This is a genomic window from Deinococcus sp. NW-56, from assembly GCF_002953415.1.
Lineage (GTDB): Bacteria > Deinococcota > Deinococci > Deinococcales > Deinococcaceae > Deinococcus.
In genome coordinates this window covers 1,731,474-1,746,718 of sequence record NZ_CP026516.1, presented here as the reverse complement: position 1 = coordinate 1,746,718, position 15,245 = coordinate 1,731,474, and the positions used below count along the sequence as shown (strand labels likewise).

15 protein-coding genes and 1 riboswitch are annotated in these 15,245 nt (G+C 70.9%); of the genes, 8 read left to right on the top strand and 7 right to left on the bottom strand.

Annotation, left to right across the window (positions count from 1 at the left end):
- Positions 1-43 precede the first annotated feature (43 nt).
- Positions 44-307, top strand: a complete 264-nt coding sequence (locus C3K08_RS08755; protein ID WP_104990962.1) for an acylphosphatase — start codon at positions 44-46, stop codon at positions 305-307.
- Positions 308-326: 19 nt separating this feature from the next.
- Here C3K08_RS08755 and C3K08_RS08750 read toward each other — a convergent pair whose 3' ends face one another.
- Positions 327-1,223: an FRG domain-containing protein gene (locus C3K08_RS08750; protein ID WP_104990961.1), complete on the bottom strand. Its 897-nt coding sequence runs from the start codon at positions 1,221-1,223 to the stop codon at positions 327-329.
- Positions 1,224-1,349: 126 nt separating this feature from the next.
- On the opposite strand from C3K08_RS08750, the gene C3K08_RS08745 reads away from it, so the two are divergent.
- The 5 genes from C3K08_RS08745 (at position 1,350) to C3K08_RS08725 (ending at position 5,985) form a co-directional block, all read left to right on the top strand.
- Entirely contained in the window at positions 1,350-1,916 is a 567-nt protein-coding gene (locus C3K08_RS08745) for a hypothetical protein (RefSeq protein ID WP_104990960.1), read from the top strand.
- 70 nt (positions 1,917-1,986) lie between these two features.
- A complete protein-coding gene (locus C3K08_RS08740; protein ID WP_234009027.1) occupies positions 1,987-2,271 on the top strand; it encodes a RidA family protein in 285 nt (94 codons plus the stop codon).
- A 146-nt stretch (positions 2,272-2,417) separates the two neighbouring features.
- Entirely contained in the window at positions 2,418-3,941 is a 1,524-nt protein-coding gene (gene purH, locus C3K08_RS08735) for a bifunctional phosphoribosylaminoimidazolecarboxamide formyltransferase/IMP cyclohydrolase (RefSeq protein ID WP_104990958.1), read from the top strand.
- Between the two features lie 9 nt (positions 3,942-3,950).
- Positions 3,951-4,805, top strand: a complete 855-nt coding sequence (locus C3K08_RS08730; RefSeq protein ID WP_104990957.1) for a bifunctional 5,10-methylenetetrahydrofolate dehydrogenase/5,10-methenyltetrahydrofolate cyclohydrolase — start codon at positions 3,951-3,953, stop codon at positions 4,803-4,805.
- A gap of 52 nt (positions 4,806-4,857) precedes the next feature.
- Positions 4,858-5,985, top strand: coding sequence for a glycosyltransferase family 4 protein (locus tag C3K08_RS08725; protein ID WP_104990956.1), 1,128 nt, complete (start codon positions 4,858-4,860; stop codon positions 5,983-5,985).
- Between the two features lie 19 nt (positions 5,986-6,004).
- On the opposite strand, the gene C3K08_RS08720 is transcribed toward C3K08_RS08725, so the two are convergent.
- The 3 genes from C3K08_RS08720 to C3K08_RS08710 all read right to left on the bottom strand — a co-directional run bounded on the left by C3K08_RS08720 (position 6,005) and on the right by C3K08_RS08710 (position 9,704).
- Positions 6,005-7,261 carry a glycosyltransferase family 2 protein gene (locus tag C3K08_RS08720; protein ID WP_104990955.1) on the bottom strand — a complete coding sequence of 419 codons (1,257 nt, stop codon included), beginning with the start codon at positions 7,259-7,261 and terminating at the stop codon, positions 6,005-6,007.
- 104 nt (positions 7,262-7,365) lie between these two features.
- The gene (locus tag C3K08_RS08715; protein ID WP_104990954.1) at positions 7,366-8,376 is read right to left on the bottom strand and encodes an alpha/beta fold hydrolase family protein; all 1,011 of its coding nucleotides are present in this window, start codon (positions 8,374-8,376) and stop codon (positions 7,366-7,368) included.
- Positions 8,373-9,704, bottom strand: coding sequence for an O-acetylhomoserine aminocarboxypropyltransferase/cysteine synthase family protein (locus C3K08_RS08710; protein WP_199776902.1), 1,332 nt, complete (start codon positions 9,702-9,704; stop codon positions 8,373-8,375). Before C3K08_RS08710 ends, C3K08_RS08715 begins: the two co-directional genes overlap by 4 nt.
- A gap of 150 nt (positions 9,705-9,854) precedes the next feature.
- Positions 9,855-9,946, bottom strand: a riboswitch (SAM riboswitch).
- A gap of 172 nt (positions 9,947-10,118) precedes the next feature.
- On the opposite strand from C3K08_RS08710, the gene C3K08_RS08705 reads away from it, so the two are divergent.
- Both C3K08_RS08705 and C3K08_RS08700 read left to right on the top strand, forming a co-directional pair.
- Positions 10,119-12,185, top strand: a complete 2,067-nt coding sequence (locus C3K08_RS08705; protein WP_104990953.1) for a hypothetical protein — start codon at positions 10,119-10,121, stop codon at positions 12,183-12,185.
- A gap of 109 nt (positions 12,186-12,294) precedes the next feature.
- Positions 12,295-12,879: a hypothetical protein gene (locus C3K08_RS08700; RefSeq protein ID WP_104990952.1), complete on the top strand. Its 585-nt coding sequence runs from the start codon at positions 12,295-12,297 to the stop codon at positions 12,877-12,879.
- Between the two features lie 62 nt (positions 12,880-12,941).
- Here the strand turns inward: C3K08_RS08700 and C3K08_RS08695 are convergent, their stop codons facing one another.
- The 3 genes from C3K08_RS08695 to C3K08_RS18470 form a co-directional block, all read right to left on the bottom strand.
- A complete protein-coding gene (locus tag C3K08_RS08695) occupies positions 12,942-13,328 on the bottom strand; it encodes a Fur family transcriptional regulator (protein ID WP_104990951.1) in 387 nt (128 codons plus the stop codon).
- 83 nt (positions 13,329-13,411) lie between these two features.
- The gene (locus C3K08_RS08690) at positions 13,412-14,110 is read right to left on the bottom strand and encodes a hypothetical protein (RefSeq protein WP_104990950.1); all 699 of its coding nucleotides are present in this window, start codon (positions 14,108-14,110) and stop codon (positions 13,412-13,414) included.
- Entirely contained in the window at positions 14,110-15,213 is a 1,104-nt protein-coding gene (locus C3K08_RS18470; RefSeq protein WP_234009026.1) for a phage holin family protein, read from the bottom strand. Before C3K08_RS18470 ends, C3K08_RS08690 begins: the two co-directional genes overlap by 1 nt.
- Positions 15,214-15,245: the final 32 nt, after the last annotated feature.

Sequence of the window (15,245 nt, the reverse complement as noted above, 5' to 3'; positions counted from 1 at the left end):
CTTCGGCACCCTCCCCGCGTCTGGAGCGGGCTAGCATCCGCCCATGCGTCTGACCGCTCTCGTTTCCGGCACCGTGCAGGGGGTGGGCTACCGCCGCTACGTGCAGCGCTACGCCCGCGACCTCGGCCTGTCGGGCAGTGCCGAGAACCTCCTCGACGGCCGGGTGGAGGTCGTGGCGGAGGGTTCCCCCGAGGCCCTGGCCCGGCTGCTGCACTGGCTGCGGCGCGGCCCGCCCCACGCCCGCGTGTCGGCGGTCGAGACCCAGTACAGCGAGGCAACCGGGTTGCAGGACTTTCACATGTATTAGGGCGCCCCGGCCCGGGCCGTCATTCCCACTGCCGCAACTCCTCCTTCTGCTCCTCGAGCGCGTCGCCCTGCCCCCGGCCCTCCCCGCGCTGGCGGTAGTAGCGTTGCAGGGCCTTGCCCAGGCCCCCCAGCCCCGGAAAGAGGGTGCGCTCGGTGATGTTGGACTGGTCGAGCTTGTCGCGGATTTCCCACTTGAATTCGGCCGGGAGAATCACCTTGCGGGCGCTGCCGGGGTGCCCGGCCAGCCACTCGTCGAGGGCGAGGTCGGGGGTGGAGAGCAGCGAAAAAAGCGCCGCCTGCTGCACGATCCTCTCGTCCAGGGAAGGCGGCTCCAGAAACAGCAGGAAGGGCTGCTCGCCCTCGCGCTCCAGGTCCTCGAGCCAGTTCAGCTCGAAGGCGGGCGAGGCGGGGGCCACCACCAGCGGCTCCCGCGCCCGCGAAAAGGCGGCGAGCATGTCCACCGTGAACACGCCCGCCCCCTCCTGCTCCAGCAGGGCGGCCAGCGGCGGGGGCAGGGTCGCGTTCGTCCGCTCGAAGTTGGTCATCCAGACCACGCCGTCCTCGCCGTAGAGGTCTTCCTCGGCGGTGGCGAAGTGCAGCGCCACCAGGGGCGAGGAGGTCCAGTCCAGCAGCCGGGTGGGCAGGCCGTGGTGCTGCCCCACCGCCAGCCAGTACCACGCGAGGTCCCGGTCGATGCCGCTGCGGTGGGCGTACTTGCGGAAGTTGCGCAGCAGGTGGCGCTCGATGGCCCGCGTATCGCCCCCCTGCCGTTGCAGCGAGGTTGTCAGCGGCGCCGACCCCCGCCCCTGCCCCCGGAACACGTAGGGCGAACGGTGCCTTCGCAGCGCCGGATCCCACGAGTCGGCGTACAGGACCTCGTGCAGCTCCGGCCACGTGGAGACCGTGATCTCTTCCATGCCTTCACCATAGGCCCAGCCTGGCGGGGACCGCGCCGACCCTCAACGGGCGCTCATGGCCGCGTTCGCCTGCCCGTAAAGGCTCCCGCAAGGCAGCGCCCGCCCCGCCCGGCTTAAGGTGCCCCCATGAGCCTCAAGGACAGCTTCACCCCCGACGAGTGGTATCAGGTCATGACCGCCCCCGGCCGCGTGGGAGCCGCCGTGGTCGCCGCCAGCCCCAGCGGCGTGACGGGCTTGGTGGCCGAGGCGCAGGCCATCGGCGCCGCCATCCGCGAGAGCGTGAGCGCCGCCGACCGCACGCCCCTGCTCGAGGCGATGGCCGCTGACCTGATGGGCACGCCCCCCAGCGCCCAGGAGGTGCCCCAGCAGGACCGCCCCCGCAGCCTGGACGAAGCCCGCGCCCGCAGCATCGAGGAGGTGCGCCGCGCCGTGTGGCTGGTGGGGGCCAAGGCTGGCCCGGGGGACCTCGCCGCTTTCCGCCGCCTGCTCCTGAGCGTGGCCGAGCGCACGGCGGCGGCGGCCAAGGAGGGCGGGTTCCTCGGCTTCGGTGGCGAGCAGATCAACGACCGTGAGCGGCAGGTGCTGGAGGAACTGCGCGGGGTGCTGGGCGAAGGGCCTTCGGCTGCCTCCTCCACCCTTGTCCACGAGACGCCGCCCAGCGGCAACCCCGACGGGTCGGGCAACAGCAACTGATGGCGGGACCACCTGAACATCTGCGCTTCGTTCAGGTGGGCGCACGGTCTACCTTTCCGGCCAGATCGCGGTGAATGCCCAGGGAGAGGTCGTGGGGGCGGGTGACTTCACTGCCCAGGCCCGGCAGGTCTTCGGGAACCTCCGGCTCGCGTTGGCCGAGGTCGGGTTCACGTTCGAGCATGTGGTGAAGCTCACCCTCTTCCTGACGGATATGGCGGACCTGCCGCAGCTCCGGGCTGTCCGGGACGAGTTCATCGACCTCGCCCGGCCTCCGGCGAGCAGCGCCGTGCAGGTTGCCGCCCTGGTGCGCCCGGAGCTGCTCGTCGAGGTGGAGGCTATCGCCGCCGCGCCCTGACTCTGTATCCTGACCCCCGACCGGCGGCGACTGGCGCTGAACGTGGGGCACACCACGGGGAAGCCGCCCGGACTTTCACGAGATCGCGCGCCTGGGTCGGACGCTCCTGCCATCAGGGCCGGGGGCGTCCGCGTTCGGGAGGGCAGATGGCAGGTCGGGCACTCATCTCGGTAAGCGACAAGACGGGCGTGGTGGAGTTCGGGCGGGAGTTGGCCGCGCGGGGCTGGGAGCTGCTCAGCACGGGCGGGACCCTGGCGGCGCTCCGGGCGGCGGGCGTGCCCGCGACAGCGGTGAGCGACGTGACGGGCTTTCCCGAGATTCTGGACGGGCGGGTCAAGACCCTGCACCCCGCCATCCACGGGGGCGTGCTCGCCCGCCGGGAGCCGGGGCACCTCGCGGAGCTGGAGGCGCACGGCATCGGCCCCATCGACCTCGTGTGCGTGAACCTCTACCCCTTCCGCGAGACGGTGGCGCGGGGCGCGGCCTTCGAGGAGGCGGTCGAGCAGATCGACATCGGCGGCCCCGCGATGCTGCGGGCGGCGGCCAAGAACCACGCGGCGGTGCTGGTGGTGGTGGACCCCGCCGACTACCCGCTGGCCCTCACGGGCGAGGTGACTCCGGAGGACCGCCGCCGCCTCGCCGCCAAGGCCTTTCGCCACACCGCCGACTACGACGCGGCGATTGCCAGGTACCTGACGGGGGAGGAGGAAGGTCAGTTCCCGGACCGCCTCACCCTGTCCCTGTCGCGCGTGGCCGAGGTCCGCTACGGCGAGAACCCCCACCAGCCCGGCGCGATCTACCGACGGGAGTGGGAGCGCGGGCCGGTGCTGGACGCCCGCCTGCTGTCGGGCAAGCCCATGAGCTTCAACAACTCTGCCGATGCCGATGCCGCCTGGGCGCTCGCCGCCGAGCTGAGCGGGCAGGAGGAGGGCACCGTGTGTGTGGCCGTCAAGCACGGCAACCCCTGCGGGGTGGCAGTGGCGGGCACGGTGGCGGAGGCTTGGGAACGCGCCCGCGACGCCGACACCCTCAGCGTGTTCGGCGGCGTGGTGGCGGTGAGCCGCCCGGTGGACCTGGCAGGAGCACAGGCGATGCGCGGCACCTTCCTCGAAGTGCTGATCGCCCCCGACGTGACCCCCGAGGCGGCAGCGTGGCTCGCGGCCAAAAAGCCCGACCTGCGGGTGCTCGTCGCGGCGCCGGACACGGCCCCCAGCCCGCTGGACCTGCGCCCGATCGCGGGGGGCTTCGCCGTGCAGCAGCGCGACACCCGCCCCTGGGACGACCTCTGCCCCGAGGTGGTGACCACCCGCGAGCCGTCCGAGGAGGAGTGGCACGACCTGCGCTTTGCCTGGGCCGTGGTCAAGCATGCCCGCTCCAACGCGGTCGCCCTGGCGCGGGGTGGGGTGACGGTGGGCCTGGGGGCCGGGGCGGTCAGCCGCATCTGGGCCGCCGAACGCGCCGTCGCCAACGCGGGCGAGCGGGCACGCGGCTCGGTCCTCGCGTCCGAGGCCTTCTTCCCCTTCGACGACGTGGTGCGCCTGGCGGCAGAGGCAGGTGTCACGGCCATCCTCCAGCCTGGCGGCGCCAAGCGCGACCCCGAGGTCATCGCGGCGGCAAACGAACTCGGCCTGAGCATGGTCTTCACCGGCTCGCGGCACTTCCGGCACTAGGGGAGGGAAATGACGACCTCTCTCCTCGGCAAACCCCTGGCACAGCAGGTGACCCGCGAGGTGCGGGCGGCGCTCGCCGGGTGGAAGTTCCGGCCCCACCTCGTCTCGGTACTTGCCTCCCACGACGAGGCTTCGGCGGTCTATGTCCACAGCAAGGAGCGGCAGGCAGACAAACTCGGCGTGCGATTCAGCGTGCGTGACCTCGGCGCGGGGACGACCCAGGCCGAGTTGGAGGCCGAGTTGCGTGACCTCTCCGCCGACCCGGAGGTGCACGGCATCGTCCTCGAACTGCCGCTCGCGCCGGGGTTGGACGCCGACGCTGCCCTCCTCCATATCGCTCCCCGCAAGGACGTGGAGGGCCTGACCCCCGCCAACCTCGCCCTGATCGCGGCGGGCCGTGAGACCGAGGCCCTGCTGCCCCCCACCCCACGCAGCGTGCGCTTCCTGCTGCGAGAGGCGCTGGGCGATGACCTGCGAGGTCGGCGGGTCGCCGTGATCGGGCCAGGGCGCACGGTGGGACGGCCCCTGACCTTCATGCTAAACAACCGGGGCGTCACCGTGACCCTCTGCAACGAGCACACCCGCGACCTCGCCGGGGTCTTGCAGGGGCAGGACGCCGTGGTCGTCGCCGTCGGGCACGCGGACCTGCTGCGTCCGGAGCATGTACAGCCGCATCACGTCGTCGTGGACGCAGGGATCAACGTGCCGGAGGGGGGAGAGGGGGTGGTAGGCGACGCCCGGCCGGACCTCCCGGTGCGGGCACAGACCCCGGTGCCGGGCGGGGTTGGGCCGCTGACGAGTGCGCTGATGTTCCAGAACCTCGTGCGGGCGGTGAAGCTGCAGCGCGGGGAGGCGGTGGAGTAGGGACCGGGCGTGTCAGCGCCCGCCTGCCCACGATTTGCTCTAGCCTGCGCGAATGCGTTCGTCGGCTCCCTCCACCGCCTCCGCCTCCCCGACCTCCCCCCGCACCCACATCGCCTTCATGACCGACGCGCCGCGCGTGGCGGGCAGCGAGGTCTGGCTGCTCGATCTGCTGCCCATGCTTCAGGCACGGGGCCTGCAAACGACGATGTTCCTGAGCCGCGAACCCCGGCTGGACGAACTCGTGCGCCGCTTTGGGGAGGCGGGGGTGGCCGTCCACCGCTACGGGGCGCTGGAGGAGCTGCCGGAACTCACGCGCGACTTCGACCTGCGCGTCCTCCAGATGTGGTATCGCCACCACTACAGCGAACTGCTGCCCCGCCTCCGGGGGCCGCGCTGGGTGGTCAGCCACGACCAGATGGAGTTCCACTATCCCCAGCCCCTGCGCTTCACCCACCGCGAGGCGTACCCCTGGACCAAGGCCGGACCCTTCCGGCAGGCCGACCGGATTCTGACCGTCTCCGAGTGGGCCGGGGACTTCGTGCGGCGGCAGATGCGCTTGCCTGACGTGCGCGTGCTGCACAACGGCGTGGACGCTGAGCGCTACCGGCCCGCCCACGACGAGGCGGAACGGGAGGCGCTGCGGGAGGCTCACGGCTTCGGGCGCTTCACGGTCCTCGTGCCGGGCCGTTTCGCCCCCGAGAAAAACCAGATGACGGCCCTGCTCGCGGCGCGGGCGGCCCCGCACCTCGACTTCGTCTTTACCGGGGACATGGACTCGCCGATCGGGAACCTCGTGCAGGGGGTGGCCCGTCGGGGGCGGGTCACCAATGCGCGGTTCCTGGGCCGCCGCTGGGACATGCCCGACCTCTACCGCGCCGCCGACGCCCTGCTGCAACCCACCCTGGCGGAGAACCAGTCGCTCGTGACGCTGGAGGCGATGGCCTCGGCCCTCCCGGTCGTGACCACCCCCATTCCCGCGCAGGCCGAACTCGTGCAGGACGGGGTATCGGGGCTGCTCGTCAAGCCCCGGCCAGGCCTGCTCGCCACGGCGCTGGGTGCTCTGGCTGCCCACCCCCACCGCGCCCGCGACTTCGGGGCAGCGGCGCGGGCGCATATCCTCTCTCGCCACACCCTGACCCACACGGCCGATCGCCTGGCCGAGCTGCTGCGCGAACCCTGAGCCGGAAGGGGGCCAGCCCTCACGCCTCCGCGTGCCGCGCCGTCTTCGCCCACCCGTGCTCCCCGCGCAGAAAGTTCCGGAACGCCAGGGGCACGCTCATCATCATGATGAAGGTATAGACCGGAAGCCCGGCGGCGGCGAAGGCGGCCTGCCGCAGCCCCAGCCGGTTCTCGCGGCTGTACAGGAAGACCCAGGCCAGCGGCAGGATCAGGCCGGGCAGGGTCAGCGCCGCCGTGAGCGCCCAGTTCACCTCGCCCGTCAGCAGGCGTCCCAGGGCGCGGGCGGGGTAGTAGACCAGCAGCCCCAGCGTCAGCAGGTTGAGCCACGGCTGCGCCAGGAAATAGGTCAGGTCCAGCCGTGCCCCCAAGGGCATCGGCGTGCGCCAGATGCGGGGCAGGTTGGGAAAGCATTGCAGGTTACCGTGCGTCCACCGCGCCCGCTGCCGCACGAAGCGCCGCACGTCGGTCAGCCCCTGCTGGGTCACCCCCGATTCCAGGAAGACGAGGCGGTGCCGCGGGCTGGCGAGCCGCACTTCCAGCCCGCTGGCGAAGTCTTCCAGCAGCACCGGGGGCCAGGGGTCCTGTCCGGCCGCGAGCCGATCTGCCAGGTACGACACCCGCATGAATTGCCCGTTGCCGCCCAGCCCCACCGTCTCCACCCGCTGGCGCAGCAGTTGGATGTGCCGCACGATGTAGAACTCGAGGTCCTGCTGAAGCAGCAGGAGCCTTCCCAGCAGGCCGCGCCAGCCCCGCGCCCCAGCCCCGCTCTGGCGCACCCGGATGCGGGCCTGCGCCGCCATCACGTCGGGGTCCGCGAAGACCCGCGCGGCCTCGTCCAGCCGCCCGTCCGCGTCGAACACCACGAGGAGCTGCTTGTCCAGCGGCACGTCCGGCAGCAGGCCCCGCTGCAGCAGCTGGGCGACCGCCCAGTTCAGCGCCTCGCCCTTGCCGGTGCGGGCCTGCGGGGGCACCCGGCGCAGCAGCCGCACGCCGGGGTCAGCCTGCCCCACAGCTTCGACCTGCGCCGCCGTGCCATCCTCACTCCCGTCGTCAATCACGACCAGCCGCGCGCCCGGGGCCGCCGCCCGCAGGTTCCGCAGGGTCGCCCCGATCACCGCCGCCTCGTTAAGCGCCGGGATGATGAAGGTGAACTGCAGGGGTGCCCGGTGGGGCGGCAGCCGCCGGGGCTGTGCCACCAGCGCACACAGCGAATACGACAGGTACATCGACAGCAGCACCAGCCCGACTGCCTCGATCACTTGGAAAGCCGTGGTCATGGCTTCCCGACGCTAACGGGCGAGGAACCGAAGTGCCACCCTCACGCCAGCTTCTGAGAGAACGCTTGGGCAACTCTGAAGGAAACGGGGGAATGGGGGGGCAATCAGCCCCGCTGGAGAAAGGCTGACACCCACTCCGGCAGCAGGCCAGGGTCCATCAGGAAAGCGTCGTGGCCGTGCGGGCTTTTCAACTCTCGGTACTGCCCGCGCGGCAGCGTCTCGGCGTGGGCCTGCACCTCGGCGGGCGGATACAGGAGGTCGCTGGAAATCCCGACCACCAGCACGGGCACCCGGATGGACCGCAACTCCGCGTCCGACGGTTGAAAGCGGTCCATCGCCCCCGTCAGCGCGAGGTAGGAGCGTTCGTCGAAGCGGGCTGCAAGCTTTTCTCCCTGATATTCCAGATAGGTCGTGATGTCGGCGGTGCCGGGGCGCCGGGTGCCCCAGCCTGGCTGGCTACGGGCGAAACTCTCGGGACTGCGGTAGCTCAGGGTGGCGACCATCCGCGCCACCTTCAGCCCCTCGCCGCCGGGGGCCGCGCGGATGGCCGCCCGCGCCGCCGTATTCAGGCCCACCGCCCACGGCGAGTGGCGTGCGGGTGCTCCGATGATGACCGCCCGTTCCACCAGATCGGGGCATTCCAGCAGCCACGCGTAGGCCAGCATCCCGCCCATGCTCGCCCCCACCAGCGACACCCGCCGCACGCCGAGGTGCTCCAGCAGCGCCCGCCCGGCCCGCGCCAGGTCCCGCAGGGTGAGGGGCGGGTCCTCGCCCCCCACGCGCGGCAACTCGGCCGGACCCGTCGTCCCCGCGCAGCCCCCCAGCACGTTCGCGCACACCACGTAGTCCCGCGTGGGGTCCAGCGGTCGCCCCGGTCCCAGAAAGTCCGGCCACCACTCGTGCACGGCGCTCGTGCCTGTCAGCGCGTGCAGCACGAGGACGGCGTGTTCGGCGGGCGTTCCGTACGTGTGGTACGCGACCCGCACGTCGTGGGCGGCCTGTCCACAGTCCAGCAGCAGTGGCGCGTTCCGAAAGAGGAGGGCAGTTTGAGCTTGTGCCTCCTCCCGTGTAAGAGGCGGCGGGCCGGGCTGGGGGGGCCGCGCCACCGCCGTCACGCATCCACCAGCGCGGCGGCGAGCGCCTGCGCGAAGTCCTCCTGAATGTCCCCGAGATGCTCGATGCCCACCGACACCCGCACCAGCCCCGGCGTCACGCCCGCCGCCGTCTGGGTGATCTCGTCGAGTTGCGAGTGGGTGGTGCTGGCCGGGTGAATCACCAGCGTACGCGTGTCGCCCACGTTCGCCACATGCTGCGCCAGCCGCACCGAGCGGATAAACGCCTCGCCCGCCTCACGTCCCCCGCGCAGCTCGAAGGTCAGCACCGCGCCCGCCCCACGCGGCAGGTACGCCTGTGCCCGGTCGTAATGCGGGTGGTTGGAGAGACCCGGATAGGTCACCCGCGCCACGTCCGGGTGGGCACTCAGCCACGAGGCCAGCGCGAGCGCGTTCTGCGCGTGCCGCTCGGCCCGGAGGGACAGCGTCTCCACTCCTTGCAGGAACTGCCACGCCTGTTGCGGGGCCAGGGTCGGCCCCAGGTCGCGCAGGCCCTCGGTACGGGCACGGGTGATAAAGGCGACGTTGGGCAGCCCCAGCGCGTTACCCGTGCCGAACGTCTCCCAGAAGTTCAGCCCGTGGTAGCTGGGGCTGGGCTCGGTGAAGAGGGGATAGCGCCCGTTGCCCCAGTCGAAGCCGCCCCCATCCACGATGATTCCGCCGATCCCGTTGCCGTGCCCGCCGATCCATTTGCTCGCCGAGTGCAGCACCACGTCGGCCCCGTGCCGCAGCGGCTGGCAGTAGTACCCGCCCGCCCCGAAGGTGTTGTCCACGAAGACGGCCACGCCCTGCGCGTGGGCTGCCGCCGCGATGGCCTCAAAGTCGGGCACGTTCAGCGCCGGGTTGCCGATGGTTTCCAGGTACACCGCCCGCGTGCGGTCGTCGATCAGGGCGGCGAACTCCTCCGGGCGCTCCTCCTTGCTGGTGAAGCGCACTTCGATTCCCAGCCGCCGCAGGGTCACCCGGAACTGGTTGACCGTGCCGCCGTACAGGTTCGGTGTGGAGACGATGTTGTCGCCCGCCTGCGCGACGTTCGTGATCGCCAGGAACTGCGCGGCGTGCCCGCTTGCCACCGCCAGGGCGCCCACGCCGCCCTCCAGCGCGGCCACCCGCTCCTCCAGCACGGCGGTCGTGGGGTTTTGAATCCGGCTGTAGATGTTGCCGAAGGCCCGCAGCCCGAACAGGTCGGCGGCGTGCCCCGGCGACTCGAAGACGTAGGAGTTGGTGGCGTAGATGGGTACCGCCTGCGCCCCGGTCGCGGGGTCGGGGCGCTGCCCGGCGTGGACTTGCAGGGTGTCGAAGTGCAGTGGAGCAGACTTGGAACTGGTCATGGTGGACCCTCCTCACAGAAAAGAAGCGGGGAAACTGTGGGGAGCCGCGCCCAAAGGCGGGAGCCCCCTCTCGGGCAATCGAGAAGGGGCGGTTGAAATCGTCCGCGTGACCTTCCCTGATCGGTCCCGTGTGCGGCGGTCATCGTTGACACCGCACCGGGCTGGCCTTGGCACCGTGACGTGATGGGGTCCGGTTGCCGCGCCGTCCGCGAGCCAGGTCTCTCGGGCGCTCTGGATAGGGGTCGCTCCACGCGGGAGCTGTTCAGGACCGTAGCAGGCGGCAGGGCAGCGGGTCAATGGGGTTGTCCAGGCGACACCGCCCCCGGATGGGTGCATGGCCTCTCAAAAAATCGTTACACTTCTCATTGCAACGTCCGATTCCATTCACGGTCCGGCCTGGACCCCAGGAGGCTTATGAACCTTCGTGCCACCGCCCTGTTTCTGCTCAGCGCCTCGCTGCTCGCCTCCTGCACCACCCGGACCCAGGAAACACCGGGGACCCAGACTGAGTTCGGCCGCCTGAGCACCCTCAAGCCCGGCGAGCAGGACAGCATCCGCACCCGCCTGAAGGTCAACGTGGTCTTCGTGGGCTACCGGGAAGCGCTGCCCGGCCAGGTTCAGACCGCCCAGAACGTGAACACGCGCGACTTCCGGGACATCCTGCCGAAGTCCTACGAGACGATCGCCCGCGTCCCGAGTGCCTATGGCAACACCGAGTACACCGGCAACGTCTTCGACTACGACTACAACTACGTTTTCGCGGACCAGAAGTTCGAGGACGACTTCTTCGGGTTCCTGAACAGCAGCGCGGCCGAGAAGCCGCTGACCGTCTTCCAGAAGTACTTCAACTGTCAGTTCGTGACGGAGGTGGACGAGGAGACGGGCGAGCCGTACCAGGTGCCCACCGACGAGTGCGAGACGCCCTCGCCCCTGATCAACCGGCCCGTGGAGAAAAACTTCGAGATTGACGCCCTGGCGACCGAGAACTGGCTGGCCGACAACGTCTCCCGCGTGGGCGTGAAGCCCGGCGAGTACACGGTCTATCTGGTGAACTGGTATGGCCGCCCCGACTTCAAGTTCCACTCTTACACCCGCGCTGACGCGGCCGACACCGACACCGGGACCCGCTTCGGTGCCCGCGCCAGCCGCCGCCTGATCGCCTGGGGCGGCAGCGTGCGGGGGGGCGCGGCGCCGCAGCGGGTGTGGTTCTATGACCTGTCGGCCAACCCCGATCCCTGGACCGACGGCTGGGACGTGACGAACGCGGACTCGACCGGCGACGGCGAGCCCGACTACCGCATGCCGCCCATCTGGGAATACGGCACCCGCAAGGCGAGCACCGCCTACGGGCGCAAAGTCAGCGTGGACCTCGCGCAGGTGGTGCGCTACACCGCCCTGAATCTGCTGTTCACGCCCAGCCCCATCTACCGGGTGGCCCTGACGCCGCCGCGCATGCCCGAGGAGATTGAGCTCGACGTGCGGATCGAGCAGGGCGAGGGTGCCCGCGATCCCGGCACGCTGCTCAACCGCACCCTGCTGCAAGACCGCGTGTCGGTGCTTCAGCCCTTCGCCAAGTTCAGCACCAACGTCCGCCAGACCGCGCTCGACGGCGACCTTGCCGACGTGTACAACTGCTTTTTCCCGATCGAGGCCGAGGACATCTGCTCGCCCGACTACGCCGACCTGTTCGGGGAAGAACTGTTCCAGTTCGGGGTGCGCGAGCTGCGCGAGAGCTACAAGGCGGCGGGCGACAAGTACCTGCTGCCGATCTACGCCTTCAACGACGCCACGGACAGCCAAGGCGGGCTGCTGGGCATCGCCTATGACGACGGCCAGACCGGCACCCAGAGCTTCGTGTACTCCTTCCTGACGCCCCGACTGATCAACCCCGGCGGCTACGGCTTTACCGACACCACCGTGCACGAGGTCGGGCACCACCTGAGTCTCTCGCACCCGCACGACGGCTACGACAGCGAGGAAGATATCTCCTACGGCTCCAGCGGGCGCTTCCGCTTCGTGGATTCGGGCGATCAGAGTGCGACGATCATGTCCTACAACGACCTGTCGCGGACCTTCGGGCAGTTCAACCTCGACGCGCAGTACCGCTACCTGACGGCCGCGTACCTCAACAACACCAACGCCATTCTGGAGATCACCCGCCGCGCCGGGAAGGTTCAGGGCGTGCAGGGCGCGGCCCGCAGCGCCGACGCGCTGTTCGCGCAGGCCCAGCGCGAATACGCCGCCATGAACTACCTCCGGGCCGCCGAGTTGGGCCACCAGGGCTACCGCGCCGTGCTCGACGCCGCCACCACGGCGGGCGTGCAGGTGCAGGCCTACAAGTGGTACGAGAACCTGACTGGGCTCTCCACCCAGACCGTGAAGGCCCAGCCGCGCATCAGCAAGGACCACCTGCCCAAGAAGGGCGCGTGGATCCTGCCCGAGGAGACCCCCGAGCAGCGTGCCCGCCGCCTGGCGGAGTAAGGGTTCACCACTGGGGGGGGAGCCGGGGCGTGGAAGTCCCGGCTCCCCCTCTTCTGGCTGGTCCCGGCGGGGTCAGCCCCCCATCACCCGCCGGGGTTAAGCTGACCCCATGACCCGGCTTGTCCTGATCGCCCTGGCCCTGACCGCCCTCGGTGGGGGGGTGGGGGCCGCCACGCCCGCGGCCACGGGCCGGGGCCTCCCACCCCGCAGCGAGGTGCCCATGAGTGTCCAGACGCCCCAGCGGGTTCAGGCGGCCCTGCCCACCCTGCGGCTGCTGCGTACCGTGCGGGTGTTGGCTGACCTCACCGCTCGGGGGGCGCTGGCCCTGGCCGCCCCCGCCCGCGCCGCCCTGCGGGCCGAAGCCCAAGCTCTAGCTACCGCCCCAACCCTGGGGGCCTCGGCGGCGGGGCAGAGCCGCGAGCGCCTCCTCTCCGCGCTCACCGACGCCCAGCGGACCCAGCTCGCGCGGGCCGAGGCCGACCTCGTCCGTCGGGCCGAACTGCTCGCCGCCCGTGCCCGCTTTGCCGCGCCGGATGGGCCGGTCAACCGCACGGCGATGCTCTACAGCTTCCAGCTTCCCGGAGGGTTCGGAACGGTGCAGGCGCTGCTGGCCCAGCCTACCCTCAATCCCTACCGCACGCCGGGACCCAACGCGGCCGAGCTGGAACGCCTGCGCACCTCTCTGACCCCCTGACTCCGGCAGGCGAGCGGCCCGGCAAGTTCACCCCGGTCCGGGCCGCTCGTTGTGGAGAAAAGTCACCCCTCCTGGGCACACTCAGGGCACCGTCCGTAGAGCGTCACCTCGTGCGCCTCCACGATGAATCCGCCGGGGTAGACGGTGCCGCTGGGCAGGGCCACCGGGCAGGTGTGCAGGGTAAAGACCCGGCCGCAGCGGGTACAGGAGAAGTGGTGGTGGTGGCCGCGTCCGGCCCGCTCGTAGCGCGTCTCGCCGTCCAGCGTGACGGGGTGGATGCGGCCCTGCTCGGTGAGCAGCTTAAGGGTGCGGTAGACGGTGGCGACCCCCAGACCCGGCAGGTCCGTCTGTGCCCGCGTCAGCACGTCCCCCACCGCGAGGGGGCCTTCCGCGTCCTCCATCACACGGGCGATCACGTCGCGCTGGCGGGTGCTGCGGGTCGCCGTCATGGCCCGCAGGCTAGCAGACCCGGCCAGGGACCATGACCAAGCAGCCCACCTTCGCGGGTGGGCTGCTGGATGACACAGGTGACTCAGCGCAGGTTGGGATTGACCTTCTCGTGGGGCGCGATGGGCGTGCCCTGGGCCTTGGCCTCCACCGTGCTCTTCGGTGTGGGCAATACCCCCACGTGCGAGGGAGCCGTCGCGGCAGACACGCTGGGCGAACCGGTGGCGACAGCCTGATTGAGGCTCTGTTCGCCGTAGGTGGGCTTGCCTGCCGTCCCCACAGGCTCAGGGCGCTTGAGGAAGCTCGCTGCTCCACCGGAGGAGGTGGGAGTGGCCGCGCTGGAGCGGGGGCTGGGCTTCGCCACCGCCTGCCCACTGCCTCCCTTGCCCGGCTCCTGCCCGGCCTTTTCCATCAGGCCGCCCGCGATCTCCTCGAGCTTGGGTGTCAGGACCCGCTCGTTCAGGGTCTTGAAGGCCAGGGTGGTCAGGGTAGCGACGAGCGCTCCGCCGATGCCCTTGCCGCCCTGCTGCTTGTGCTGGGCCTTGATCAACGCCTTCTGGTGCTTTGCGGGGCTGGTCGCGTCCACGTAGATCTTCTTGCTGCGCCGGAACTGCCGCCCCACCGCCATGCCGACCAGCGCCCCAACCGCCGAGGCGCCCCCCAGCATCTTGAGGGGGTCTTTCTGCATCTGGACCTGCAGGCTGGCCTGCTCGGTCAGGGCGTCCACGCTGGCCTTGAGACGGGCGCGGGCCTCGTCACGCTCGCTGCGGGAGTGGCTGTCCATCACTGGTCCTCCTTGGCCATGTCATCCCGGAAGGTGGGTTCGGTGCTCACCGGGATGCCCGGCGCGTCCTTGAGCACCACGGGGTGCTGGATATTGGGATCGTGCCTCTTGGTGTGGCCGCCGTGCCCGCCCGCTCCGGCGTCGTGCGTCTCGCTGCCGTCGAGCTTCTTGTTCAGGCCGCTGCCGTACACCTGCGGCTCGCCCGTCTCGGTGGCCTCGTACACGGGGAGGCGCACCTGCCCGGCGTCGGTGCCGCGCAGCTCGGTGCCCTGCGACACGCCCTCTTGCCGGGTCAGGGTGGTCTTGAGGCCGGACCCCTGATCGCTGGTGTTCACGCCAGCGCCCCCCGCCGTGAAGCCGGAGGTGCTCAGGCCGGGGCGCACGGTGCCGCGCTCCACGTCCGCGCCCATTGCCACCGACGCGGCGCTCGCACGGGTCCCGGTGTGGGCCGGGCCAAGGCTGTCGATGTTCGCGGCGGTGTCGGGCGAGCTGCGGGTGTGCGGAGCCGAGTTCCCAGTGGGGGCCTCGGCGACCTGACCCGTCAGGTGCGATCCTCGGCTGGGGCTGACGCTGGCCTCGCCCGTCCGGGAGGCGGCCGTGCCCGCGCCGCCCGACATGGGGGTGGCGATCACGGCGTCGGTGCCTGCCGCGCGGGTCGCCGCGCCCGCCGGGTAGTTCACGTCGCTCAGCTTGCGGCGCTGCTGTTCCTGATACTCGGCCTCCAGCCGCTCGTCCTCGGTCATGGGGCGGCTGGGGTCAGAGCGCCCGCCGCCCTCGCGCGGGACCTCGGCGCTGAGCTTGCGCAGGCCCAGCATCACCAGCACGCCCATCACGGCGAAGCTCAGCAGCGCGATGATCAGCGCGGCGGCCCAGGCGCCCAGGCCCAGGCGCATCAGGCCGTAGAACACCGCCAGAATCAGGAACACCAGGCCCAGAATCAGCGGTCCGGTCGCGCCCAGCAGCAGGACGACCCCCAGCCCCTTGGCCTTGGCGACCTGCCCCACCTGATGGGCGATCCCGCGTACTTCGGTCTTGGCGAGGGCCACGGCGGCGTCGAACACGTCGACCAGGGCACTCCCCATGCTCTTGCGTTGCTCTTGCATACATCCTCCAGGAACTTCAACCTGCCGGAGCA

What these genes read in the sequence shown, in the direction of transcription:
- C3K08_RS08745 (WP_104990960.1), top strand. Translation starts at nt 1,350, where the DNA reads ATGAGCCTCAAGGACAGCTTCACCCCCGACGAGTGGTATCAGGTCATG.
- C3K08_RS08725 (WP_104990956.1), top strand. Translation starts at nt 4,858, where the DNA reads ATGCGTTCGTCGGCTCCCTCCACCGCCTCCGCCTCCCCGACCTCCCCC.
- purH (WP_104990958.1), top strand. Translation starts at nt 2,418, where the DNA reads ATGGCAGGTCGGGCACTCATCTCGGTAAGCGACAAGACGGGCGTGGTG.
- C3K08_RS08700 (WP_104990952.1), top strand. Translation starts at nt 12,295, where the DNA reads ATGACCCGGCTTGTCCTGATCGCCCTGGCCCTGACCGCCCTCGGTGGG.
- C3K08_RS08750 (WP_104990961.1), bottom strand. Translation starts at nt 1,223, where the DNA reads ATGGAAGAGATCACGGTCTCCACGTGGCCGGAGCTGCACGAGGTCCTG.
- C3K08_RS08695 (WP_104990951.1), bottom strand. Translation starts at nt 13,328, where the DNA reads ATGACGGCGACCCGCAGCACCCGCCAGCGCGACGTGATCGCCCGTGTG.
- C3K08_RS08705 (WP_104990953.1), top strand. Translation starts at nt 10,119, where the DNA reads ATGAACCTTCGTGCCACCGCCCTGTTTCTGCTCAGCGCCTCGCTGCTC.
- C3K08_RS08730 (WP_104990957.1), top strand. Translation starts at nt 3,951, where the DNA reads ATGACGACCTCTCTCCTCGGCAAACCCCTGGCACAGCAGGTGACCCGC.
- C3K08_RS08690 (WP_104990950.1), bottom strand. Translation starts at nt 14,110, where the DNA reads ATGGACAGCCACTCCCGCAGCGAGCGTGACGAGGCCCGCGCCCGTCTC.
- C3K08_RS08710 (WP_199776902.1), bottom strand. Translation starts at nt 9,704, where the DNA reads ATGACCAGTTCCAAGTCTGCTCCACTGCACTTCGACACCCTGCAAGTC.
- C3K08_RS08720 (WP_104990955.1), bottom strand. Translation starts at nt 7,261, where the DNA reads ATGACCACGGCTTTCCAAGTGATCGAGGCAGTCGGGCTGGTGCTGCTG.
- C3K08_RS18470 (WP_234009026.1), bottom strand. Translation starts at nt 15,213, where the DNA reads ATGCAAGAGCAACGCAAGAGCATGGGGAGTGCCCTGGTCGACGTGTTC.
- C3K08_RS08755 (WP_104990962.1), top strand. Translation starts at nt 44, where the DNA reads ATGCGTCTGACCGCTCTCGTTTCCGGCACCGTGCAGGGGGTGGGCTAC.